Source organism: Robiginitalea sp., assembly GCF_049588695.1.
In the GTDB taxonomy this organism is placed as follows: domain Bacteria; phylum Bacteroidota; class Bacteroidia; order Flavobacteriales; family Flavobacteriaceae; genus Robiginitalea.
In genome coordinates, this window is sequence record NZ_JBAVZJ010000261.1 from 1 (window position 1) to 21,190 (window position 21,190).

Genomic DNA, 21,190 nt, shown 5'->3' on the forward strand with positions numbered 1-21,190 from the left:
GTGTCAGGCAAAAAGCCCCTTCAACCAGGTCAAAATACGGTCCTTCGATCGAGCTCAGATCTGGGAAAAACCCGAGGTGACGGGTAAGGCCCATAAGAAATCGAATATGAAAATTGGCCATCTCCTCTTGCTGATCCAGCCATTGCAAGGTCGTTTCGACATATTGAAAGAGCCGGGGATCTGCTTCAGCTTCCTTGAAACACTGGGAGAGTACTTCAGCCAAAAACAAAGCCACTGCTCCCTTGCGAACCTCTGTGTGCAGGGATTGGTACCCATAACTTATTGAAGCTTCCCGGATATATCCCAGGGAACCTGATGCGCTCGTTTGAGCGACTATTTCGAGTTGCGTAAGCGGTTGGAAAAATGCCATTTTAAGCCGTCCTTTCCGGGTTTTCAAAATTCCCCTCAACATAAAGGACTGCACGCCCTGTTTCTCAGTCAATACCTTGGATATCAAGCTATTATCTCCGTATTTTAGAGAAGTAAGCACTATGGCCTTAGTCGTTACGGGCACGGAACGGTTTGTTTGGCCTAAAGATACGGCTATTGCAAAAAAAATCCCCCGAACAGCCAACTGCCCTTCGGGAGATTGAATACATACATGTTTATTTTAGATGACACCCTGGGCCAACATGGCATCGGCCACCTTTACAAAACCGGCAATATTCGCCCCCTTAACATAGTTACAATATCCATCAGACTCCACACCGTACTCGATACATGAATCGTGAATATCTTCCATGATTGCGCGAAGCCTTTGATCAACTTCCTCCCGGGTCCAACTAATTCTCAACGAATTTTGCGACATTTCCAGACCCGAGGTTGCAACACCCCCGGCGTTTGAAGCTTTTCCTGGGGCAAACAATATCCTGGCGTCGTGAAAAGCGTGAATAGCCTCAGCGGTGGACGGCATATTGGCCCCCTCTGCCACACACATACAGCCATTATCGATCAGATTTTTCGCATCTGCAACGTCTAATTCATTCTGAGTAGCACAAGGCAAGGCCATATCGCAAGGCACATTCCACGGGGTTTCTCCTTTGTGATAGGTGGCGCTGGAAAACTTCTCCGCATATTCCGAAATACGACCTCTTCGCTCATTTTTGAGGTCCATGACCCATTTGAGCTTTTCTTCATCAATTCCGTCCTTGTCGTGAATATATCCCCCCGAATCGGACATCGTAAGGACCTTACCCCCGAGATGCAGGACTTTCTCAGCTGCATACTGAGCTACGTTTCCGGATCCTGAGATAACAACACTCTTCCCTTCGACGCTGTCTTCCCGGGTTTTTAGCATGTTTTCGGCAAAGTAAACCGTGCCATAGCCCGTAGCTTCCGGCCGTATTTTTGATCCCCCCCAGGAAAGTCCTTTTCCGGTCAGCACCCCGGTGAATTCATTACGGATTTTCTTATACATCCCAAAGAGGAAGCCAATCTCCCGGGCACCTACCCCAATATCCCCGGCAGGAACATCGGTGTTTGGTCCTATATGCCTGCATAATTCAGTCATAAAAGAATGGCAAAAGCGCATAACCTCATCATCCGATTTTCCTTTCGGATCAAAATCAGAACCTCCTTTTCCACCTCCCATAGGCAGGGTAGTCAGACTATTTTTAAAGACCTGCTCAAAAGCCAGGAACTTAAGGATACTGGCATTTACAGATGGGTGAAAACGCAATCCTCCTTTATAAGGCCCGATCGCCGAATTCATCTGGATACGGTACCCCCTGTTCACGTGGATTTCTCCTTTATCATCTACCCAGGCCACTCTGAACGAGATAAGCCGCTCTGGCTCCACCATTCTCAGCAGGATATTCTTGCCGTTGTAAATTTTGTTTTTGGAGATATAGGGAATAGTAGTTTCTGCTACTTCCTGTACGGCTTGAAGAAACTCGGGCTCATGGCCGTTTCGGCTTCGGATTTCGTCCATAAAAGCCTCAATCTTTGCTTGTATTTCAGACATAGAGATTGGATTGATAATTGTCAGGTTGAAATTATTAAGGCTAAATTATGCCTTTCCCGTAATTCTTCACCTCTTTTAATGAAAATTTGACAATTTTTTTGAGTGTGCCTTCTAAGTCACTACCCCAGGGAGGAGAGCGCCTGTTCCAGATCCTCGATAAGATCCCGGGCATCTTCGATTCCCACACTCAGGCGTACCAGGGCGTCCGTAACCCCACTTTTCTCCCTTTCTTCCTTAGGGATGCTGGCATGGGTCATACTGGCCGGGTGTCCTGCAAGACTCTCCACACCCCCAAGAGACTCGGCCAGGGTGAATACTTTCAGGGATTCGACTATTTTCACCGCGTCGGCGTAATTGGCTCCTTTGGGCACAAAAGAAATCATTCCCCCAAAATCCGTCATTTGTTCTTTGGCTACTTTATGGTTGGGATGATCCTCAAAACCGGGCCAGTACACCTTCTCCATGGCCGGATGACTTCGAAGGTACAGGGCTATTGCGGCTCCGTTTTCGCAATGCCGCTGCATACGGACGTGCAAAGTTTTAATTCCCCGTAGCACCAGGTAACTATCCATGGGGCCACAAACTGCTCCACTTGCATTTTGAATAAAGTACAATCGATCGGCCAGTTCGGAATCCCGGACTACAAGAGCACCGGCAACTACATCACTGTGCCCGCCCAGGTATTTGGTCGCAGAATGCATGACAATATCAGCCCCCAGGTCCAGCGGTTGTTGTATATAAGGGGTTGCAAAAGTATTGTCTACAGCCAGCAGGATATTGTTTTTTCGGGCCAGTTTCGCCACGGCCCTGATATCGATGACATTCATCATCGGGTTTGTGGGTGTTTCCACCCAAATGAGTTTGGTTTTATCCGAAATAGCCGCTTCAATACGGGCCGGATCTTTCATGTCCACAAAATGAAAACGCAACCCAAAGGGTTCAAATACCTTGCGAAACAAACGATAGCTCCCGCCATAGAGATCATTTGTAGATATGATTTCGTCTCCGGGACTTAAGAGTTTTACAACGGCATCCATCGCAGCCAGACCACTGGCAAATGCGAGGCCATAACTGCCGTTTTCAATGCTGGCCAGTCCTTTTTCGAGGGCGTGGCGGGTGGGGTTGCCACTTCTGGAATATTCAAACCCCTTATGCCCCCCGGGTGTGCTTTGGGCAAACGTAGAAGTCTGATAGATCGGAGGCATCACCGCACCGTAGGCTTTATCCGGTTCCTGTCCTCCGTGAATTGTATTCGTGTTGAATCTTAAGGGCTTTTTCATCCGTAGAAAATTATTCTGGCAAAGGTATTCGGATTCCGGGCCGATTACAACCCTATGGGCAAAAATGACTTTGTCGTATCGTCGGGGATTGTACCTTTACAATGTTTAACCTCTTTGTCCTCTGAACTACCCGGTCCATGAAAATCATTCTTTCCATTTGTTTTCTGTTTGCGTTTGTCTCCTGTACTTCAGATTCCGTCACAGCCCTGGAAATCCGTGAATTCGAGGGAGCGGTTTGCGCGGACTGTCCGAAAGTGCGGATTTCGATCCCTGAAGCCCGGGAAAATACAATTCTGGGTAAGTCCGTCAATACTGGTATTCGGGAAGAAATCATCGAGCTACTGGATTTTGCACAGAATAAAAATGCCGTGGATATACCCGGGGCTATTGATGCCTTTACCGAGGGATTCCGAAATTTACAGGAGGAATTTCCAGAGGAATTGACCGGATGGGAAGCCAGTGTAGCAGGCACAAGATCCTATGAAGATCCCTTTTTGCTAACCATAGAACTCGAAACATATATATTCACAGGGGGAGCCCATGGCTACGGAGCCACACGATATTTAAACTTCGATAAAAAAACGGGGGCCGAACTATCAGGGAGTGAACTCCTGAAAGATCCGGAAGCGTTTTCAGCATTTGCCGAGCGGGCATTCCGGGAAAAATACGACATCCCGGCAGGGGCTCCGATAAACAGCACCGGGTTTATGTTTGAAGATAATCAGTTCACACTCCCTGAAAACATTGGCCTTTCCGCTGACGCCATTGTCCTGCACTATAACCCCTATGAAGTCGCCTCATATGCCGATGGATCACTCATCCTGGAAATCCCCCTGGAAAAAGGACTTGCATTTCTCGAACGGTCCACAAAATAATCGCGTTTACCCAACAATTTTCAATAGGGAAAGTACCGTTCCCAGATGAAGCCCCTCGTGATAAAGATTGAATTGTAGCGCTTCGTCAAAGGAAGTCAGCGTAAACCCGGCACTGGTTTTATACGTTGTGTAGTTTCGAAAAATACCGTTGTTGTAATCCTGCTCCAGCTTTCCAACAGTATCCACCAGGAGTTGCGCCACCTCCGCCCGCTTTTCCGGATTGGGTAGTTCCTCCGGGAAGGTACCCTTGGAATACGCCCTGACCAAATCATCTGAAATATTCAGGGGAAGGCCACTCAATTTATAGCACAATAGCTGCTGTACGACCAGGACATGACTGATGTTCCACCAAATGTTGTTTCGAAAACCTTGCGGGATATGCGCAAGGGCTGGTTCCGGGGTGTTCTCAAGGATTTTAACCAGGTTTTCCCTGTGACGCTGCATAGTCTGAAAAATGAATTCTGCCTTCATTTGGAATTGGGTTTAAATCCGTTTTGCTTCTAAATTAAACCTTACTTTTGAATACGAGAAAAAATCGGGCATTGATCTTGGTCTTATGAAAAAATTCTACTTCCTCAGCACCTGTGATACTTGTAAACGCATTCTCTCCGAATTGGATCTCCCGGAGGACTTCGCCAAACAAGATATAAAAACCGAACCGGTCACTGAATCGGATCTCGAAGCCTTGCGGGAGCTCGCCGGCAGTTACGAGGCACTGTTCAGCAAACGCGCCCGCCTGTACAAAGAACGCGACCTTAAAAATCAGGCCCTCAGCGAGGCAGATTATAAGGATTTAATCCTGGAACATTACACATTTCTGAAAAGGCCGGTAACGGTAATCGAAGACCAAATTTTTATTGGAAATGCTGCAAAAACCGTTGCTGCTACCAAAGAAGCCCTGCACCCTTGAGCAAAAGGACGCTGGCCATCCTGGCCGCCATCGGGGCCACGACAATTTACGGCCTGAACCACACAATCGCCAAAGGTGTAATGCCACATCATGTTGGGGCATTTGGCTTTATTTTCCTTCGGGTAAGCGGAGCCGCAATCCTGTTCTGGATCATTTCAATTTTCGGTCCTAAAGAACGTATTGAAAAACGCGATTGGGGCCGGCTTTTGCTCTGTGCCCTTTTTGGAATGGTCATCAATATGCTGGCTTTTTTCAAGGGATTGGAGCTATCCACCCCCATTAACAGCTCGGTCCTGGTCACAATTACACCTATTATTGTCACAGTCCTTTCTGTTTTCTTGATTGCCGAAAAAGTTACCAGGGTTAAGGTTTTAGGCATAGGAATGGGGCTTGCAGGGGCCCTTGCACTTATATTTATGAGCGAGGGGGAACAGGTGAATGCCCCGAATATCCCCCTGGGAAATGCCCTTTTTATCGTAAATGCAACGAGCTACGGCCTGTACCTGATCCTGGCTAAAAAGCTCATCGAGAAATACCACCCCTTTACTCTCATGAAGTGGCTATTCACCCTGGCTTTTGTGATCAATTTTCCTATCACAGTAACACAATTTCTGGAAATTAACTGGATGGAAATCCCCCCGGCGGGCCTTGGGGCAATCGCGTTTGTAATCATTGGAACTACTTTTTTGACCTACCTCTTCAACGTTTTTGCGTTAACCGAGTTAAAGGCCTCTACGGTAAGTGCTTTCGTCTATGCTCAACCCGTTATCGGGATCCTCTTTGCACTGATGATGGGGAAGGACAGGCTTTCCCTGCTGACATTCGGAGCCACACTTTTGGTGCTCATGGGCGTATATCTGGTAAGTAAACGCCCTAAGGCAGGTCTTTCCGCGGAATCCTGACGGGTCGTGTGTCCTTTTGGGTAAGAACCCTGAAGGTTTCACCCTTTTCGATACCATTGAATTTTTTGTTCATCTCAGGGGTAGGACAGGTTAGTTTACGGGTTGTGAGATTCATCCAACCCCCCATAAGTTGTGCATGTGCCACTTGAACCCCCTTGTGGTTGTATATATTGTGGTAAAATTCAAAAAACATCCCGTCGGCGCTCAAACCGTTGATCTCCAGAGAAACCTGAACCGGATTTCCAGGTAAAACCTCATTCAAATAATAAACGTGTTCGTAGAAGACTACAGGACCTATGTCATTGGTATTCAGGTATTCCAGGGTAAAGCCCAGGTCGTGGAAAAACGCCATCCGGGTATGGCTCATAAAACTGATAAATGCCGTATTGCCCAGATGGCGATTGGCATCCAGATCATTCCATCGAATTTCTACAGGCTTCAAATACATAGTGCGTCTTTAAAAGTAAAACCTCAAAAATACATTGAATTTAAAATTGCTTTTCCGGTTGGGCTTTAATTTATCCTTATTTTTAGCCCAATAACATATTTCCATGAGCGAAAAACCCGCCTTTATCAAGACCCTGAAGCTGCCTGTTATCGCAGCCCCATTATTTTTGATTTCCAACCCGGAACTCGTTATCTCTTGTTGTAAAAATGGTATTGTAGGTACTTTCCCTGCCCTGAATCAGAGGAGTAGTGAGGGCTTTGAAGCCTGGTTGATCCAGATAAAGGAAGCGCTTTCTACATACGAAGAAGAAACAGGAAAGACTCCGGCACCTTTTGGAGTTAACCTGATTGTACACCCCTCTAACCCCAGGCTGGAGGCAGACTTAAGACTATGCGTCAAACATCAGGTGCCCCTTATCATTACCTCCCTTGGAGCCGTCTCGCAAGTAGTGGATGCGGTGCACAGCTACGGGGGGCTGGTCTTCCACGACATCATCAAAAAGAGACATGCTGAAAAGGCGGCTGAAGCCGGAGTGGACGGGCTTATCCTGGTATCTGCAGGTGCAGGCGGGCACGGGGGGATCATGAACCCCATGTCCCTTATCGCAGAAGTGGCAAGCTTTTTTGATAAAACCCTCATTCTTTCCGGTTGTATCAGCACCGGACGCGATGTGGCATCCGCCCTTCAGATGGGGGCAGATCTCGCTTATATGGGCACCCGATTTATCAATACCCAGGAGAGCGCGGCCCCTCCGGAATATCGGGAAATGATCATCGAAGCCGGAGCGAGTGATATTGTTTACACGGCGGCAATATCAGGAGTACACGCGAACTTTTTAGGGCCAAGCCTCCGGGCGGCGGGCCTTACCGAAGAAGACCTGAAAAAGGATACAAAAATCGATTTTGGCAAGGAACTCGACACCGAGGCCAAGGCCTGGAAAACCATTTGGTCGGCAGGGCAGGGAGTGGCTACAATACACGATGTGCTGCCGGTGGACAAACTGGTTGAACGCCTTCGGGGGGAATTCCTGCAGGCCCTGAAAGCACAGGCCTCTGTACTGGACCACTACCGTTAATCCGATGTCACTATGTACGTAAAAAGGAATATGGGTTTGATTCCCATTATACTGGGGACCTGGAAAAACCTTGTTTTCTTTGTTCTATGGACGTCCCTGGTTTTCTTCTTATATAATTACCTGAACTGGACATTTATTTCCCTCGCTTTCGAACCGCTCAGCGTTATCGGTATCGCGGTTTCCTTTTATCTCGGTTTTAAGAACAGCCAGAGTTATGATCGTTTTTGGGAAGCCCGTAAAATCTGGGGGGCCATTGTGAATTATTCACGGACCTGGACATCTGAGGTTTTGGCCAATGTAGCGGGAAGCCGGGAAGATCAAAAGGTCCTTATTTACAGACATCTGGCCTGGATTAATGTGCTGAGGATCCAACTGAGGCTACCCAATACGTTTTCCATGAAGCCCAACCGATCGTTGAAGCGGTCGATTGAAGCCTATGAAGAGAAAAAGACCCTCGAAGATATCCTCGAACTTTTTGTTTCGGGGGACGAATCAGAATCCCTGGAATCTCGGAAAAATATAGCAACCCACCTCCTAAAAAACCAGGGGCTTCACCTGGATGCATTGCGCGACAAGGGCGCGATCACCGAATTCGATAAGCTTCGGTTCTTTCACATTTTAGAGGAGATGTTCAATCAGCAAGGGGCTTGTGAGCGGATCAAAAACACCCCATTCCCCAGGCAATACTCCTTTTTCGGGACGGTATTTGCCTGGATTTTTGTGCTCCTACTCCCCTTTGGCCTGCTGAATGCCTTTAGTGACGAAGTCATGGTATTGAGCGGTTCCGCCCGCGTCTGGATGGAATTTGCAGCAGTCTGCCTTTCCGTCCTGGTTTCCTGGATATTTATCACCATAGATAAAGTTGGCAGCAATAGCGAAGATCCCTTCGAAGGTCGTTTTACGGATGTTCCCATGACGGCTATTTGTCGCACAATCGAAATTGATTTAAAAGACATGCTCGACGAGGAGTCTTTACCGGAGAAAATAGCACCAAAGAAAAATATTCTCTACTAATGCCCCTGATATCCTCTGAATTCAGGCCTCCAATCCCCTTTCGAAATGGCCATGCCTCAACCCTGTACTCTGCACTCCTGCGCAAACCCAACGGGCCAGATCAACAAAGGGAGCGTATCTATCTGGAAGACGGAGACTTCCTGGATCTAGACTGGACGCGTCAGCCCTCTGGTGCCAATCGGGTTATCGTCCTCTTGCACGGACTTGAGGGAAATGCCCAGCGCCCTTATATACTGGGTAGCGCCAGGCTCTTCAGCGAAAACGGCTACGATATTTGCGCAGTAAACTTCAGAGGTTGCAGTGGCGAGCCCAATCTTACATTCCGTTCCTATCATTCCGGGGCCACTGAAGATCTCAGTGCCGTCCTCAGTCACATCCTAAAGACCACTTCGTACCAACAGATCTACCTGAAAGGCTTTAGCCTGGGAGGCAATCTGATTCTGAAATTTTTAGGGGAACAGTCCGCGCTTACCAGGTGTATCCAGGGTGCAGCCGTGATTTCCGTCCCCTGCGACCTTCACGACTCCCTGATACAACTCAACCGACCGGGAAACTGGATATACGCCCAGCGCTTCCTGAAGTCCCTGAGGGAAAAAGTTGCGGAGAAACAAAGGCGATTTCCCGGGGCGTTTCCCGAGGGAGGCGTGGAACGGATTGGCAGTCTAAAGGACTTCGACGACGTGTATACCAGTCAGGCCCATGGGTTTAGGGACGCCCTTGATTATTACAAACAATGCAGTAGTCTCCAGTTTCTAAGCAGCGTTACTGTCCCCACGCTTTTGTTAAATGCACAGAATGACTCTTTTCTCGGGGATAAGTGTTATCCTGTGGAGCAATGCAGGGAGCACCCCTATGTTCATTTTGAAAACCCCCGTTACGGCGGGCATGTGGGCTTTGTAGATAGCGGCCCATATTACTACAGTGAAAAAAGAAGTCTCGAGTTTCTAAATGCCCTGAATTAAAGAGCTATTTAGTATCTTAGGGGCTTCATTTAGAATAGTCATCCTATGAAACGAATCCTGTCGGGTATTGCACTTACGGCCCTCCTTTTGGGTTGTGGTGAAAAAAAAGAATCGAAAAAAGACGGTTTTGAAATGAACCGGAATAAAAAAGAAGAAGCGAAATCAGCAACGGCCTCCCAAGGCGTACCCGTAGACCTTAATAATAAGGGAGTCGGCCCCATAACATCTGTCAGTTTTGAGGAAGCTATCGATACGGAACTGGCCAAGGCCGGGGAAACGCAATATCAAATGATCTGTACGGCCTGCCATATGATCGGCCAGCGCATGATAGGGCCGGATCTTACCGGGGTGTATGAAAGGCGAAGCCCGGAATGGGTTATGAATATGATCCTCAACCCGGACGGTATGCTTAAAGAAGACCCTATAGCCAAGGCCTTGCTCGAGGAGTACAACGGGGCGATTATGCTCAACCAGAATCTCTCCGAAGAAGATGCCAGGGCCCTGGCCGAATATTTGAGAACGCTTTAAATCTTTCGGGAATCGAATTAGAACCGGATCTGGCCCAGGCCTTATCCGGTTTTTTTTTGCTGTTTAGAAGCAGCTCCTTTTATTCCCCTTCATAAAAGTATCCCATGGAAGCCAAAGCGAAAAAAAAGCACTATTTCATTGCACTTGTGCCGGAACCCCCATTGAGGGATACGGTTGACGACTTCAAAAGGGAAATCAAGGATCGTTTCGGGGCTGCTCACGCCCTGAAATCCCCGGCCCATATCACGCTTCAGATGCCCTTTCACTGGTTGGAATCCGAGGAACACCTTTTGGAGATATGCCTGCGGGAATTCGCTGCAGGCCAGGTGAGCCTCGGGGTGAGTCTGAACGGTTTTGACTGCTTTGCCCCCAGAGTCCTCTTTGTAAAGGTCGAGGACCACCTCCCGCTTCAACAAATGCAGTCCGCTTTAAAAAAAGAGTTGGTATCCCGGCTGGGGTTTCCGGAGCCACACCGGACTTCGAATTTCCATCCACACATGACCATAGCGACAAGGGACCTGGATGAATCCGATTTTAAGGCGGCCTGGGAAGTATTTCAATCGCGGAGGTTTAGCGCTTCCTTTAAGGCCGGCAGCCTGTTTTTACTTAAACACAACGGCAAAACCTGGGATCTTTTTATGGAGTTTCCCTTCCATGGCCGCCCCGTTGAATAGTGCCTTCCCCCAAGAGGCACACAGGAGAATTCTTTCTATCTTTAACTTTGAAAATTCCCTCTAATCCTCCACATGACTGACATACCAGAATATTTACAATAATGCAAACCCACCGCAAAGGGAAATACGCTTCCAAAATTAAGTCCTATGAACCCATCCATCCTGACCCGTTTTTTTACCCTGCTCCTATTCGCCCTCACTAGTTGCCAAAATACATCGGAGCAAGACGCACTCACCCTCACTTCTCCTCAGCAAACACATCAGATCGATATCTATCTGGACGAAGCAGGGCGTCCCGGATATCGGGTACTCCACAAAGGAAGCACCGTCATAGACAGTTCCGGCCTGGGTTTTGAATTTAAAGACCAACCCGCCCTGGTAAATGGGATGAAGTGGATGGAAAGCGAGATATTTTCGGAGGATGAAACCTGGGAAATGCCATGGGGGGAACAACGGGAGGTGCGAAACCACTACAATGGCGCGCGTGTTGTTTTGGAGGAACAGGAATCCCCCGGTCGCCGGTTAATCCTCAATTTCAGGGCTTACGAAGATGGGATCGCTTTCCGATACGAATTCCCGCAGCAGGAAGGAACAGACAGTCTTCTGATCACCTCGGAAAGAACAGAATTCCAACTTACCGGGGATCATATAAGCTGGTGGATTCCCGGGGACTGGGACATTTATGAGCACCTTTACAACACGACCCGTGTTTCTGAAATTAACGCTATTTCGAAGCAGGATCATCCTAACCTGGCTTCTACTTATATTCCGGAAAATGCAGTGAATACTCCTGTAACCATGCGCTCTGAGGACGGCGTTCACCTGAGCTTTCACGAGGCAGACCTGACAGACTATGCCGGGATGACCCTAAAGGTAGATACCGAAAACCTGAAGCTTAGCAGTGCCCTGGTAGGTTCGGAACTCCGGGATTACAAAGTCGGGCGTGCCTTGCCTTTTCACACCCCCTGGCGAACGGTCCAAATCGCTGACCGCGCTGGTGACCTGATTGAATCCCGACTCATCGAAAACCTGAATGAGCCAAATAAACTGGGGGATGTTTCCTGGTTTACCCCCATGAAATACGTTGGGATCTGGTGGGAAATGCACCTGGCGGTGGCCACCTGGGATTACGGGATGACTTTGGATGAGTCCGGCCGGTGGGTAGATACCGGGAAGGCCCACGGAAAACACGGGGCCACCACTGAGAACACCCGTAGGTATATCGACTTTGCCGCTGAAAACAACATTAAAGGGGTGCTTGTTGAGGGATGGAATACCGGTTGGGAACGCTGGATTGGTTTTGAGGACCGGGAAGGGGTATTTGATTTTGTAACCCCCTATCCCGATTACGATATTGAAGCCCTGGCAGCTTATGGGAGGGAAAAAGGAGTAGAGATCATCATGCATCATGAAACTTCGGCTGCCCCCAGGACCTATGAACAACAATTGGATACCGCCTATGCCCTCATGGAGGATTTGGGAATTCATTCCGTGAAGACGGGATATGTAGGGAAAATAATCCCAAAGGGAGAATACCATCACGGGCAGTGGATGGTCAACCACTACCGCCACGTTCTGGAAACCGCTGCCAAATACCAAGTAGCGATCAATGCCCACGAGCCCATCAAGGCAACGGGCTTACGAAGGACGTATCCGAATGCCATTTCCCGGGAAGGGTTGCGGGGGCAGGAATTCAACGCCTGGTCTGTGGAAGGGGGAAATCCCCCTGAACACCTTCCAATAGTAGCTTTTACACGGATGCTCGCAGGGCCTATCGATTTTACCCCGGGGGTATTTGACATCGGTTTGACGCAGAAACCCGGAAGCCAGATCAACACAACCCTGGCCCAGCAACTGGCCTTATACGTCGTAATATACAGCCCCATCCAAATGGCCTGTGACTTACCCCAAAATTATGAAGGTCAACCGGCATTTGAATTTATCCGGGATGTCGGTGTGGATTGGGAACAATCCAAAGTGCTCAGTGGGGAAGTAGGGGATTTTGTAGCCATTGCCCGGGAGGAAAGGGAAACGGGAAATTGGTTTGTTGGGGCCATCACAGATGAGTCCCCCAGGGATCTTGAGATCGATTTCAGTTTTCTGCCAGAAGGAGTCCGTTTTCGCGCAACAGTATATCGGGATGGAGCCCAGGCCCATTACAAGGAAAACCCTACGGATATAGAGATTGAGACAACCACTATTGACCGAAATTCCAGAATGAAGTACCGGCTGGCCGCAGGAGGAGGGTTGGCCATCAGCCTGATCCGCGAGTAAGGGTTACCAGGGTTCCAGACCGAGTAACTTCTTTCCAAGCGTGGAGAGGTGGGCGGTTTTATACCGGTCCTCTTCCCACTTTCTCGGATCCCCGGGAAAGGCATATCCTTCAGGAGCTACGCGGTTCTTCCAGGAATGAATGCGCCACTTCCTGAGGGCTTCGTTTTCGGGTTCCGCGGGCATCATGGAAATATACTGGGCGATGCGTACTTTGTCGCGGGAGTGGTTTGGGCGAATCCCATGGGGCAAAAGGCTATTGAAAATCAGCAAGTCGCCCGCCTCGAGTTTTACTTTGACCAATTTCCCTTCCAATCCCGTAATATCGGGCTGAAAAGGATCCCGGCCTGGCGGTTGGTCCTGCTTCCATTGATCGTAGTTCCTGTATAGCCAGGGAATACACTGAAATCCGCCCATTTCAGGGTCAGTCTGGTCTGAGAGCGCCAAAACACCCTGAACATTCTGCGGGCGCGTTTCCGGATCGTAGTCCCAGTGGATAAACCCCTTTTGTTCATGTCCCGGTCGGGAAGGGAAATTCAGGTTTGCCCGGTCAATAGTTACCCAGAGCTCCTCAGTACCCCAAAGGTCAGAAAAGGCTTTGTGAATCCGCTCCTCCTGCCGGTTATCCCATAAGTACTGATGGTTGTAGAGCTCGACCATCCCGGTCCCCGCCAGTTCCTTCATCTGCATTTCCGCCCGTGGAGGGGCATACCAGGTTGTCGGATCTGAAGGGTCCTTCTCTTCAAACTCCCAAATCAAAGCAGCCGTTTTGCGAGCGCGGGATACTGGGATAGCCCCTTTTATGATCACGTAACCCTCCCTGATCCAATGCTTCCAATCCCCCTCGCTGAGGAGTTCCAAGGACTGGCCGTTGGAGCGATCATTGAGCTTCTTTTTACTGCTGGTAGCTGTTGAAGGGTTTCCCGGGATAGCCTCATGGGCCTTGTTGCCCATTTCCCATTTTTTTCCAGCCTCTTCCATGGCGGTGGTTTTACGGAAGGATCAGCTTAGGGGGTATGCCCCTCCAAATCCCATTCCGGTTATTCCATCAAGTTAATGTATTTCAGGGCCATTTACAATATTCCGATCCTTCGGGGTGTTGAATTCAGAATACTGAGGTGCCCCGTAGCCCCAACAGATGTGAAGCCCCGGGAAACGCTTGAAAAGTAAAGCCGTAAAATTCCTTAAAGGGTATCGGTAATCACCTTATAGGTCGGATCTTCCAGAACATTGACCTCTATGATCTCATCTGCATTTTTAAGCAGTTTCAGGCAATCTGAACTCAGGTGTTTCAGATGTACTTTTTTTCCAACCTTCAGGTAGCGCTCTGTTATCTTGTTTAGTGCTTCTATAGCTGACATATCTACGATACGGCTCTCCTGGAAATCGATGATCACTTCCTCAGGATCACCCTGCACGTCGAATTTCTCGTTGAACAAACCTATGGAACCAAAGAAGAGCGGTCCGTAAATCTCGTAGTGTTTCACTCCCGCCTCATCGATATATTTCCGGGCCCGGATCCGCTTCGCATTGTCCCAGGCAAAAACCAGGGCGGAAATGATCACTCCGACCAGTACAGCCAGGGCCAGATTATGAAGGAAAACCGTCACCAGGGTCACCATAATCATGACCAGGACATCCGATTTGGGCATTCTGCGGAAGGTGCGCAAACTCGCCCATTCAAAGGTGCCGAGGGCTACCATAATCATAAGTCCGGTAAGCGCAGCCATTGGCACCCTTTCGATCAGGGGGGCCCCAAACATGATAAATGCGAGTAACATAAGGGCAGCGACAATCCCGGAGAGTCGTGCACGGGCTCCATTGGAAGTGTTGATAAGGCTTTGCCCGATCATGGCGCACCCACCCATACCCGAGAAAAAACCAGATAAAATATTGGCCGCTCCCTGAGCCACGGCCTCCTTATTGCTCCTTCCGCGTGTTTCTGTGATTTCATCTACGATATTGAGCGTCAGCAGACTTTCAATCAACCCCACTCCAGCCACGATTGCGGCATAGGGAAAAATTATTCCCAGGGTCTCCAGGTTCAAAGGGAGGGCGGGAATGTGAAAAGGGGGGAAACTCCCTTTGATAGAAGCGATGTCCCCGATACTCCGGGTGGGGATCCCGAAGGCCAGAACCAGGCCAAATACCACAAGGATGGCTACCAGAGAGGCCGGAACCACACGACTCAGTTTGGGAAGGAGCCAGATGATGGCCATCGTAAGGGCTACAAGCCCTATAAAGGTCCACAATAGGGTTCCTTGCATCCACTCCCCATCTGCTGTTTTGAACTGATCCATTTGCGATAGGAAAATTATAATGGCCAACCCGTTGACAAAGCCGAAAATGACAGGTTGGGGTACCAGACGCATAAATTTACCCAGCCGGAGTATCCCCGCAGTAACCTGGAGTATTCCCGCCAGGACAACTGTGGCAAAAACATATTCCACCCCATGGGAGGCGGCCAGCGAAACAATAACCACCGCCACGGCCCCTGTGGCTCCTGAAATCATCCCGGGGCGTCCTCCAAATATGGAGGTGATCAGGCCCATGACAAAGGCGGCATATAATCCGGTCAGGGGTGAAAGACCCGCGATCAGGGCAAAGGCAATGGCCTCAGGCACCAGGGCCAGGGCTACCGTTAAACCCGACAGCACTTCGGTTCGGTAATTGACTTTCTGTGAAAAATCGAACAGGTTAAGGTATTTCTTCAAAATGCGCTTTTAAGGGCGCAAAAATAGCATTATAAACCGGGCCGAGCCGAATATGGCCCCAAAATCTCGGGCCGGCACCGATCGGCATGATGCATCCCCAGACCCTCCCGTGCCATTACCCCTGTGCTCCCCGGTCTTTACTACATGAAATTTTAAGTACTTTTAACCGCAAATCAGATCAGGGGTCATGGAGTATCAAAAATATGCCGTTCTCGGTGGAGGAAGTTGGGCTACTGCCATTGTTAAAATGCTTTGCGAGAACCTCGATGAAGTCTTCTGGTACATGCGGAATTCAGAAGCCATTGATTATATACTTGAACACGGACATAATCCCAATTATCTGACCTCAGTCACCTTTGACACCTCCAAACTCCGTTTAACAGACCAGATAGACGAAGTGATAACACGGGCGGACATCCTGATATTCGCCATACCCTCTGCTTTCCTGGAAGAAGAGTTATCCAAAATCAAGACTACCTTAAAGGGAAAGACCATTTTTTCTGCTATCAAAGGAATCGTTCCTGCAAGTGGCAAAATTGTAGGGGAACACTTTCATACGGAGTACAACATCCCTTTTACAGAAATCGGGGTGATTACAGGACCCTGCCATGCCGAGGAGGTAGCCCTGGAGCGACTTTCGTACCTCACTATTGCCTGTGCAGACCCAAAGAAAGCCCGACAGGTGGCCGCAGCCCTAAGCAGCTCCTATATCAAAACCAAAGTCAGCAAGGATATCATAGGAACCGAGTATGCGGCAATGCTCAAAAATATCTACGCCATTGCTGCAGGGATCGCCCATGGACTCGGATATGGGGACAACTTTCAGGCTGTTTTGATGAGTAATGCCATCCGTGAAATGAAGCGATACACCAAACGCCTTTACAATATCGACCGGAATATCAACCAGTCTGCATACCTCGGGGATCTCCTGGTAACGGGCTACTCTGTATTCAGCCGGAACCGGATGTTCGGGAATATGATTGGTAAAGGGTATACCGTTAAAAGCGCCATGATGGAAATGAATATGGTGGCGGAAGGGTATTATGCGGTTAAAAGTGCCTATAAGATCAAGGAAGATTTTAGCAAAAAAGTAAAAACCCCGATTATAGATGCGGTGTACCAGGTCCTCTATAAAGGTCAGGACCCAAAGCAGGTGTTTGCCAAACTCACCGATAAAATAAGCTAATACAAGAGCCTAGAGCGTAAAAGAGCTGTGTTGCCGGAGAATTTCCTCCATCTCGCTCACCCACCCCTTGCGCGTTTGGGCATCTGCCTTCAATTCAAGTGCACATACTTCTGCCACCTGCTCCAGATGCTCCCGCACACTTTCAATATCGAAGTACAGGCGGCCGGTACGCCGGATCAGGAAATCCATGGGGTTATGGACCATTTCGTGTTCGAGGGCAAATAGCAACTCTGCTTTAATCATCCGCCAGTGAGGGTCGGTGTCCGAAAGCTCCCGGAAGTTTTCCAGTATCCATTCCGTTTGCTTGCCGTAATTCGTAACCAGATACCATGCATCGTAGCTTCCAAACCCATCACCTTCCAACTTGCTCTCTACCCTGGCCATATACTTCTGTACCTGTTTAAAGTTCTTGAAATCACTCCCGCACAGGGGTATTTCTTCCGTCTTACAATCCGATACCTCCCGACCTTCCTCATCCTCATCGATCTGACTTACGATGCGGTCTACTACCCGCTCCGCCATCTTCCGATACCCGGTGAGTTTTCCACCGGCGATACTGATCAGACCAGAATCCGAGGTAAATATTTCATCCTTTCGGGAAAGTTCAGAAGCAGATTTGCCCTCCTCGTGAATCAGGGGCCTCAGACCAGCCCATGATGAAATGATATCGGACATTTCGAGTTCAATATCCGGAAACATATTGTTTACAGCAGAGATCAGGTAAATGGCGTCTGCAAAATCGGTATGTACCTCATCCTTGTCAGAGTTATAGTTGGTATCCGTGGTGCCCACATAGGTAATTTTTCCCCGGGGTATCGCAAAAATCATCCTCCCATCCGGGACATCGAAATACACCGATTGCTTCACCGGCAGTTTCTCATGGGGAAAGACCAGGTGCACCCCTTTGGTCAGGTGTAAGCGCTTCCCTTTTTTACTGCGGTTGATACTCCGGAGTTCGTCTACCCAGGGGCCCGCTGCACTGATGACATAACTGGAACGGACTTCAAAAGTTTCCCCGCTAATCTGATCCTGAACCGCAACCCCACAGACCTTCCCCTCTGGAGTATACACAAAATCGGTCACCTCGGCATAGTTTAACGCCCTGGCACCGTACTTCAGGGCCGTTTTGATGTTCTCAATGGTCAACCTGGAATCGTCAGTCCGGTATTCGGCGTAATATCCAGCTCCTTTTAAACCCTTTTTCGGGAGAAGCGGCTCAAGCTGCATGGCTTCCTTTTTCTCGAGCATTCTCCGCTTGTCATCCCCCCCAACCTGGGCCAAAATATCATATACTTTCAGGCCGATCGAAGTGAGCCACTTTCCATAAGAACCTCCTTCGATGAGCGGTAGCAACATTTTTTCCGGCAATACCAGATGAGGGGCAAGTTTATGAACAATGGCGCGTTCAGAACCCACTTCCTTGACGAGCCAGAAATCGAATTGCTTGAGATAGCGGAGTCCCCCGTGGATGAGTTTAGTCGATTTGCTGCTCGTACCGGAAGCAAAGTCTCCCTTCTCGAGAAGTACTACCTTCAGCCCCCTGGAAGCGGCATCCAAAGCAATGCCGGCTCCCGTGATGCCCCCCCCGATAACCATGAGGTCTGTGTTCCCTTTTTGTAGGTTGGAAATGTCTGCTGCGCGGTTACGTGCGGAAAAAGGAAGTGATTCGTACATTAGTGATTGAGATTTTCTCAAAAATAAGACTTTCACAAGTCCGCTCCAACGCTTGTATTGTTATGGAATTGCTATCATTAAAGGCGCTGGAAAGAGGATTCTGGTTGGTGGAATCCATATTCCCGTTCCACCTTGCATATCCGAATGCGATAGGATTCATACCACCGCATTCGACCCTGGTGTTGGGCAACAAGATGTTCTGTCTGAGATTTCCACTGAGCAATACTCTCCAGGGATTCCCAGTAACTCACCGTAATTCCAATGGCCTCCCGGGCGTGTTCCACGGCGATAAATCCTGGTTGTTGGGCAGCGAGTTCGTACATGCTTTCGGCCATATCTGCATACCCTGCCTCATCCTCCGGCGTGCGTATGGAAGTAAAAATCACTGCGTAATATCCTCCTTTCATTCCAAATAACTTTTCTCTGTAAAGTAGGAAACGATGGCTTCTTTCATAAGCACTGACTGTTCCCCGGCCTTTAAAGTCGGAAGGGCTTCCACAAGTGTGTAGTGCGGCCAGCCTTCGGAATCAAAATGGTCAAATTCATAATAGCCATAGGGCTCGAGAAGGCGGCAGATCGCAATGTGCATTAAATTGATTTTCTCATCCTTTTTGAAGTTGCGATGCACCTGTCCGAGTTCCTGTACACCGATCAGGTAAATGATGGCATCCAACTCCAGGGGAGCCCCCTCTGCGAACTGTTCAGAAAGCTTTCCGGATAGTATTTCCCATCTTTCCTTTAGAAGTGGATCACGCGACATTCTCTCTGTTTAAATTGAACTCTCAACGGCGGCCAAAGATACAAATCAATGGCTATATTTGTTAAAATTCTGGTATGGAGACCCTGGATATTATTCTTGCCGCGTTTTTGGCCTACGGGTTCTACAGGGGCTGGAGAAATGGTATTTTTGTTGAGGTCGCCTCAATACTGGCAATCATAGTGGCATTCTACGGGGCCATCCACTTTTCCTATCTCATCTCAGACTATTTAAGCCAGCAATTGGATTGGAATGAAACTGGCGTTAAAATTACCGCCTTTATCCTAACTTTTCTGGCCTTGCTCTTTGGAGTGCATATACTCGCAAAACTTCTTACCAAGGTCGCGAATTTTGCCATGCTCGGCCTGTTGAACAAAATTGCCGGAGGTATTTTTGGACTGGTAAAAGTAGCCATCATCCTGGGCGCACTACTCAGTTTTCTCGAACGGGCCAACCAACCACTTGATCTTATCGCCCCGGATTTTTTTGAAAAATCCGTCCTCTACGAGCCGATTAAGGAAACGGGAGGGCTGGTATTTTCAGGTGTTCTCGAGTCTAAATCGATTCTCGACTACACTCCATTTCAGTAGCTTTTTCTTACATAAAGTGTTGGTTTTTCGTGCTTTATAGGTGATATTCTGACCCTTACAATGTGCATTTCATCCGTTCCCGGACAGATTGAGCATTTAATCGAAATTTTATTGGCCTATTTGACATGGTGTTGATGTTTTAAGTAATATTAGGGTTCCCAAATGAGAGGAAACCCGAGAACTTTCCTCTTCTTACCCTTCGTAGCCAGCCTGCAAGGAGAGAACACTATATGAAAACGAAATTACAGTATGCCGTTGTGGCATTATGTCTAATTGCAGTCGTTTCCTGTTCAAAGGAATCTGACGTGAGCCCTGAGTACCCTGTTGCCCAGAATGTCACTGCAATGGAACGCGAATTATTGGATCTGGTAAATGCGCATCGGGAGACTTTAGGACAAACATCCCTCATTTTTAGTGAAGTCGCTTACCAATATGCCAATACGCATACAGACTACATGATTGCGACGGGCTCGTTGAATCACGACAACTTCAGCGCCAGGGCTTCTGGGATTTCCTCCAAAGTCGCTGCCAAAGCGGTTTCGGAGAATGTGGCCCGCAATTACGATTCGGCCTTAAAAGCTTTGCAAGGGTGGCTGCAGAGCGAATCTCATAAAAAGACTATGGAGGGCAACTATACCCACACGGCCATTAGCATTAAAGAAGATCCTCAGGGCAATCTTTATTATACCCAATTGTTTTATTTACAATAGTCCGCAATTCTCCATTGGGCTTCTTATCGCTTTACATTTTTCTCTACCATTACTCCGTTTCGGTTTTTAGTTATCTTTAAAACCACTAAAAACGAACGCTATGGATATACTCCCCCCTTTTAACCTCACTCAATGGATCGAAGATCACCGGGATGAATTAAAGCCCCCGGTGGGCAATAAAAACCTGTACACAGAGGCTGCAGATTATATTGTTATGGTCGTCGGTGGCCCCAATGCCCGTAAGGATTATCACTACAATGAAACTGAAGAGCTTTTTTACCAGATCGAAGGTGAGATCGAGGTGCATGTGCAGCAAAACGGGAAAAAGAAAACCCTGAAACTCGGCCCGGGAGACATGTACCTTCACCCCGCAAAAATCCCCCATTCCCCGGTGAGGCACGCGGGTTCTATAGGCCTGGTGGTCGAGAGGAAAAGAGAACATTTAAAACTCCGTGATGGCCTGCTTTGGTATTGCGAGTCCTGCAATCATAAACTACACGAGGTCTATTTTACACTGGAAGATATCGAAACGGATTTTCTTCCATATTTTGAAGCGTTTTACGGTTCACGAGAGTTAAGGACCTGTGAAAACTGCGGTACCCTGATGGAAGCCGATTCCCGCTTCACCGAAAGCTCCTGACACAAATATAAGCGTAC

Annotated in this window: 23 protein-coding genes; 13 read left to right on the plus strand and 10 right to left on the minus strand. The window is 48.5% G+C overall.

The window, feature by feature from the left end; translation table 11 throughout:
• The 3 genes from recO to WBV75_RS06270 form a co-directional block, all read right to left on the minus strand.
• Nucleotides 1-514: DNA repair protein RecO (gene recO / locus WBV75_RS06260; protein ID WP_424119782.1), on the minus strand; the 514-nt coding region annotated here is incomplete at its 3' end.
• Nucleotides 515-610: 96 nt separating this feature from the next.
• Nucleotides 611-1,954 carry an NADP-specific glutamate dehydrogenase gene (gene gdhA / locus WBV75_RS06265; protein WP_424119804.1) on the minus strand — a complete coding sequence of 448 codons (1,344 nt, stop codon included), beginning with the start codon at nucleotides 1,952-1,954 and terminating at the stop codon, nucleotides 611-613.
• A 128-nt stretch (nucleotides 1,955-2,082) separates the two neighbouring features.
• Nucleotides 2,083-3,243 carry a cystathionine gamma-synthase gene (locus WBV75_RS06270; protein WP_424119783.1) on the minus strand — a complete coding sequence of 387 codons (1,161 nt, stop codon included), beginning with the start codon at nucleotides 3,241-3,243 and terminating at the stop codon, nucleotides 2,083-2,085.
• Nucleotides 3,244-3,380: 137 nt separating this feature from the next.
• Between WBV75_RS06270 and WBV75_RS06275 the strand changes: the two genes are divergently transcribed.
• Nucleotides 3,381-4,118: a DUF3298 domain-containing protein gene (locus WBV75_RS06275; protein WP_424119784.1), complete on the plus strand. Its 738-nt coding sequence runs from the start codon at nucleotides 3,381-3,383 to the stop codon at nucleotides 4,116-4,118.
• Between the two features lie 6 nt (nucleotides 4,119-4,124).
• On the opposite strand, the gene WBV75_RS06280 is transcribed toward WBV75_RS06275, so the two are convergent.
• A complete protein-coding gene (locus tag WBV75_RS06280) occupies nucleotides 4,125-4,589 on the minus strand; it encodes a DinB family protein (RefSeq protein ID WP_424119785.1) in 465 nt (154 codons plus the stop codon).
• A gap of 85 nt (nucleotides 4,590-4,674) precedes the next feature.
• On the opposite strand from WBV75_RS06280, the gene WBV75_RS06285 reads away from it, so the two are divergent.
• A complete protein-coding gene (locus WBV75_RS06285; RefSeq protein ID WP_424119786.1) occupies nucleotides 4,675-5,028 on the plus strand; it encodes an arsenate reductase family protein in 354 nt (117 codons plus the stop codon).
• Nucleotides 5,025-5,930 carry a DMT family transporter gene (locus WBV75_RS06290; protein ID WP_424119787.1) on the plus strand — a complete coding sequence of 302 codons (906 nt, stop codon included), beginning with the start codon at nucleotides 5,025-5,027 and terminating at the stop codon, nucleotides 5,928-5,930. Before WBV75_RS06285 ends, WBV75_RS06290 begins: the two co-directional genes overlap by 4 nt.
• Here WBV75_RS06290 and WBV75_RS06295 read toward each other — a convergent pair.
• Complete coding sequence (locus WBV75_RS06295) at nucleotides 5,902-6,378, minus strand: acyl-CoA thioesterase (protein ID WP_424119788.1); 477 nt, start codon at nucleotides 6,376-6,378, stop codon at nucleotides 5,902-5,904. The genes WBV75_RS06290 and WBV75_RS06295 overlap by 29 nt on opposite strands.
• Before the next feature lie 103 nt (nucleotides 6,379-6,481).
• Between WBV75_RS06295 and WBV75_RS06300 the strand changes: the two genes are divergently transcribed.
• The 6 genes from WBV75_RS06300 (at nucleotide 6,482) to WBV75_RS06325 (ending at nucleotide 12,905) form a co-directional block, all read left to right on the plus strand.
• On the plus strand, nucleotides 6,482-7,453 hold the full coding sequence (locus tag WBV75_RS06300) for an NAD(P)H-dependent flavin oxidoreductase (RefSeq protein ID WP_424119789.1): 972 nt from the start codon (nucleotides 6,482-6,484) through the stop codon (nucleotides 7,451-7,453).
• Nucleotides 7,454-7,465: 12 nt separating this feature from the next.
• Nucleotides 7,466-8,467 carry a bestrophin family protein gene (locus WBV75_RS06305; protein WP_424119790.1) on the plus strand — a complete coding sequence of 334 codons (1,002 nt, stop codon included), beginning with the start codon at nucleotides 7,466-7,468 and terminating at the stop codon, nucleotides 8,465-8,467.
• The gene (locus WBV75_RS06310; RefSeq protein ID WP_424119791.1) at nucleotides 8,467-9,429 is read left to right on the plus strand and encodes a YheT family hydrolase; all 963 of its coding nucleotides are present in this window, start codon (nucleotides 8,467-8,469) and stop codon (nucleotides 9,427-9,429) included. The genes WBV75_RS06305 and WBV75_RS06310 overlap by 1 nt, the downstream gene beginning before the upstream one ends.
• A gap of 45 nt (nucleotides 9,430-9,474) precedes the next feature.
• Nucleotides 9,475-9,957 (plus strand): c-type cytochrome, encoded by a 483-nt coding sequence (locus WBV75_RS06315; RefSeq protein WP_424119792.1) that lies wholly within the window; start codon nucleotides 9,475-9,477, stop codon nucleotides 9,955-9,957.
• Nucleotides 9,958-10,061: 104 nt separating this feature from the next.
• Nucleotides 10,062-10,631, plus strand: coding sequence for a 2'-5' RNA ligase family protein (locus tag WBV75_RS06320; protein WP_424119793.1), 570 nt, complete (start codon nucleotides 10,062-10,064; stop codon nucleotides 10,629-10,631).
• A gap of 147 nt (nucleotides 10,632-10,778) precedes the next feature.
• On the plus strand, nucleotides 10,779-12,905 hold the full coding sequence (locus tag WBV75_RS06325) for a glycoside hydrolase family 97 protein (protein WP_424119794.1): 2,127 nt from the start codon (nucleotides 10,779-10,781) through the stop codon (nucleotides 12,903-12,905).
• A gap of 3 nt (nucleotides 12,906-12,908) precedes the next feature.
• Here the strand turns inward: WBV75_RS06325 and WBV75_RS06330 are convergent, their stop codons facing one another.
• Together WBV75_RS06330 and WBV75_RS06335 are read right to left on the minus strand one after the other, a co-directional pair.
• Entirely contained in the window at nucleotides 12,909-13,883 is a 975-nt protein-coding gene (locus WBV75_RS06330) for a phytanoyl-CoA dioxygenase family protein (RefSeq protein WP_424119795.1), read from the minus strand.
• 203 nt (nucleotides 13,884-14,086) lie between these two features.
• Nucleotides 14,087-15,616, minus strand: a complete 1,530-nt coding sequence (locus tag WBV75_RS06335; RefSeq protein ID WP_424119796.1) for a SulP family inorganic anion transporter — start codon at nucleotides 15,614-15,616, stop codon at nucleotides 14,087-14,089.
• A 187-nt stretch (nucleotides 15,617-15,803) separates the two neighbouring features.
• Here WBV75_RS06335 and WBV75_RS06340 point away from each other — a divergent pair, with 187 nt between their 5' ends.
• Nucleotides 15,804-16,802: an NAD(P)H-dependent glycerol-3-phosphate dehydrogenase gene (locus WBV75_RS06340; RefSeq protein ID WP_424119797.1), complete on the plus strand. Its 999-nt coding sequence runs from the start codon at nucleotides 15,804-15,806 to the stop codon at nucleotides 16,800-16,802.
• A 9-nt stretch (nucleotides 16,803-16,811) separates the two neighbouring features.
• Here WBV75_RS06340 and WBV75_RS06345 read toward each other — a convergent pair whose 3' ends face one another.
• From WBV75_RS06345 to WBV75_RS06355, 3 genes are all read right to left on the minus strand, one after another.
• Nucleotides 16,812-18,476 carry a glycerol-3-phosphate dehydrogenase/oxidase gene (locus WBV75_RS06345; RefSeq protein ID WP_424119798.1) on the minus strand — a complete coding sequence of 555 codons (1,665 nt, stop codon included), beginning with the start codon at nucleotides 18,474-18,476 and terminating at the stop codon, nucleotides 16,812-16,814.
• Between the two features lie 77 nt (nucleotides 18,477-18,553).
• The gene (locus WBV75_RS06350) at nucleotides 18,554-18,883 is read right to left on the minus strand and encodes an antibiotic biosynthesis monooxygenase family protein (RefSeq protein WP_424119799.1); all 330 of its coding nucleotides are present in this window, start codon (nucleotides 18,881-18,883) and stop codon (nucleotides 18,554-18,556) included.
• Nucleotides 18,880-19,236, minus strand: coding sequence for a hypothetical protein (locus WBV75_RS06355; RefSeq protein ID WP_424119800.1), 357 nt, complete (start codon nucleotides 19,234-19,236; stop codon nucleotides 18,880-18,882). Before WBV75_RS06355 ends, WBV75_RS06350 begins: the two co-directional genes overlap by 4 nt.
• A 74-nt stretch (nucleotides 19,237-19,310) precedes the next feature.
• On the opposite strand from WBV75_RS06355, the gene WBV75_RS06360 reads away from it, so the two are divergent.
• From WBV75_RS06360 to WBV75_RS06370, 3 genes are all read left to right on the plus strand, one after another.
• Nucleotides 19,311-19,823, plus strand: a complete 513-nt coding sequence (locus tag WBV75_RS06360; protein WP_424119801.1) for a CvpA family protein — start codon at nucleotides 19,311-19,313, stop codon at nucleotides 19,821-19,823.
• Nucleotides 19,824-20,053: 230 nt separating this feature from the next.
• Nucleotides 20,054-20,533: a CAP domain-containing protein gene (locus WBV75_RS06365; RefSeq protein WP_424119802.1), complete on the plus strand. Its 480-nt coding sequence runs from the start codon at nucleotides 20,054-20,056 to the stop codon at nucleotides 20,531-20,533.
• A 100-nt stretch (nucleotides 20,534-20,633) separates the two neighbouring features.
• Nucleotides 20,634-21,173 carry a 3-hydroxyanthranilate 3,4-dioxygenase gene (locus WBV75_RS06370; RefSeq protein ID WP_424119803.1) on the plus strand — a complete coding sequence of 180 codons (540 nt, stop codon included), beginning with the start codon at nucleotides 20,634-20,636 and terminating at the stop codon, nucleotides 21,171-21,173.
• The last annotated feature ends 17 nt before the right edge of the window (nucleotides 21,174-21,190 follow it).

Coding starts and splice junctions, on each gene's coding strand:
- WBV75_RS06270 (WP_424119783.1), bottom strand. CDS start 3,243: ATGAAAAAGCCCTTAAGATTCAACACGAATACAATTCACGGAGGACAG.
- WBV75_RS06275 (WP_424119784.1), top strand. CDS start 3,381: ATGAAAATCATTCTTTCCATTTGTTTTCTGTTTGCGTTTGTCTCCTGT.
- WBV75_RS06280 (WP_424119785.1), bottom strand. CDS start 4,589: ATGAAGGCAGAATTCATTTTTCAGACTATGCAGCGTCACAGGGAAAAC.
- WBV75_RS06285 (WP_424119786.1), top strand. CDS start 4,675: ATGAAAAAATTCTACTTCCTCAGCACCTGTGATACTTGTAAACGCATT.
- WBV75_RS06295 (WP_424119788.1), bottom strand. CDS start 6,378: ATGTATTTGAAGCCTGTAGAAATTCGATGGAATGATCTGGATGCCAAT.
- WBV75_RS06300 (WP_424119789.1), top strand. CDS start 6,482: ATGAGCGAAAAACCCGCCTTTATCAAGACCCTGAAGCTGCCTGTTATC.
- WBV75_RS06305 (WP_424119790.1), top strand. CDS start 7,466: ATGTACGTAAAAAGGAATATGGGTTTGATTCCCATTATACTGGGGACC.
- WBV75_RS06310 (WP_424119791.1), top strand. CDS start 8,467: ATGCCCCTGATATCCTCTGAATTCAGGCCTCCAATCCCCTTTCGAAAT.
- WBV75_RS06315 (WP_424119792.1), top strand. CDS start 9,475: ATGAAACGAATCCTGTCGGGTATTGCACTTACGGCCCTCCTTTTGGGT.
- WBV75_RS06320 (WP_424119793.1), top strand. CDS start 10,062: ATGGAAGCCAAAGCGAAAAAAAAGCACTATTTCATTGCACTTGTGCCG.
- WBV75_RS06325 (WP_424119794.1), top strand. CDS start 10,779: ATGAACCCATCCATCCTGACCCGTTTTTTTACCCTGCTCCTATTCGCC.
- WBV75_RS06330 (WP_424119795.1), bottom strand. CDS start 13,883: ATGGAAGAGGCTGGAAAAAAATGGGAAATGGGCAACAAGGCCCATGAG.
- WBV75_RS06340 (WP_424119797.1), top strand. CDS start 15,804: ATGGAGTATCAAAAATATGCCGTTCTCGGTGGAGGAAGTTGGGCTACT.
- WBV75_RS06345 (WP_424119798.1), bottom strand. CDS start 18,476: ATGTACGAATCACTTCCTTTTTCCGCACGTAACCGCGCAGCAGACATT.
- WBV75_RS06350 (WP_424119799.1), bottom strand. CDS start 18,883: ATGAAAGGAGGATATTACGCAGTGATTTTTACTTCCATACGCACGCCG.
- WBV75_RS06355 (WP_424119800.1), bottom strand. CDS start 19,236: ATGTCGCGTGATCCACTTCTAAAGGAAAGATGGGAAATACTATCCGGA.
- WBV75_RS06360 (WP_424119801.1), top strand. CDS start 19,311: ATGGAGACCCTGGATATTATTCTTGCCGCGTTTTTGGCCTACGGGTTC.
- WBV75_RS06365 (WP_424119802.1), top strand. CDS start 20,054: ATGAAAACGAAATTACAGTATGCCGTTGTGGCATTATGTCTAATTGCA.
- WBV75_RS06370 (WP_424119803.1), top strand. CDS start 20,634: ATGGATATACTCCCCCCTTTTAACCTCACTCAATGGATCGAAGATCAC.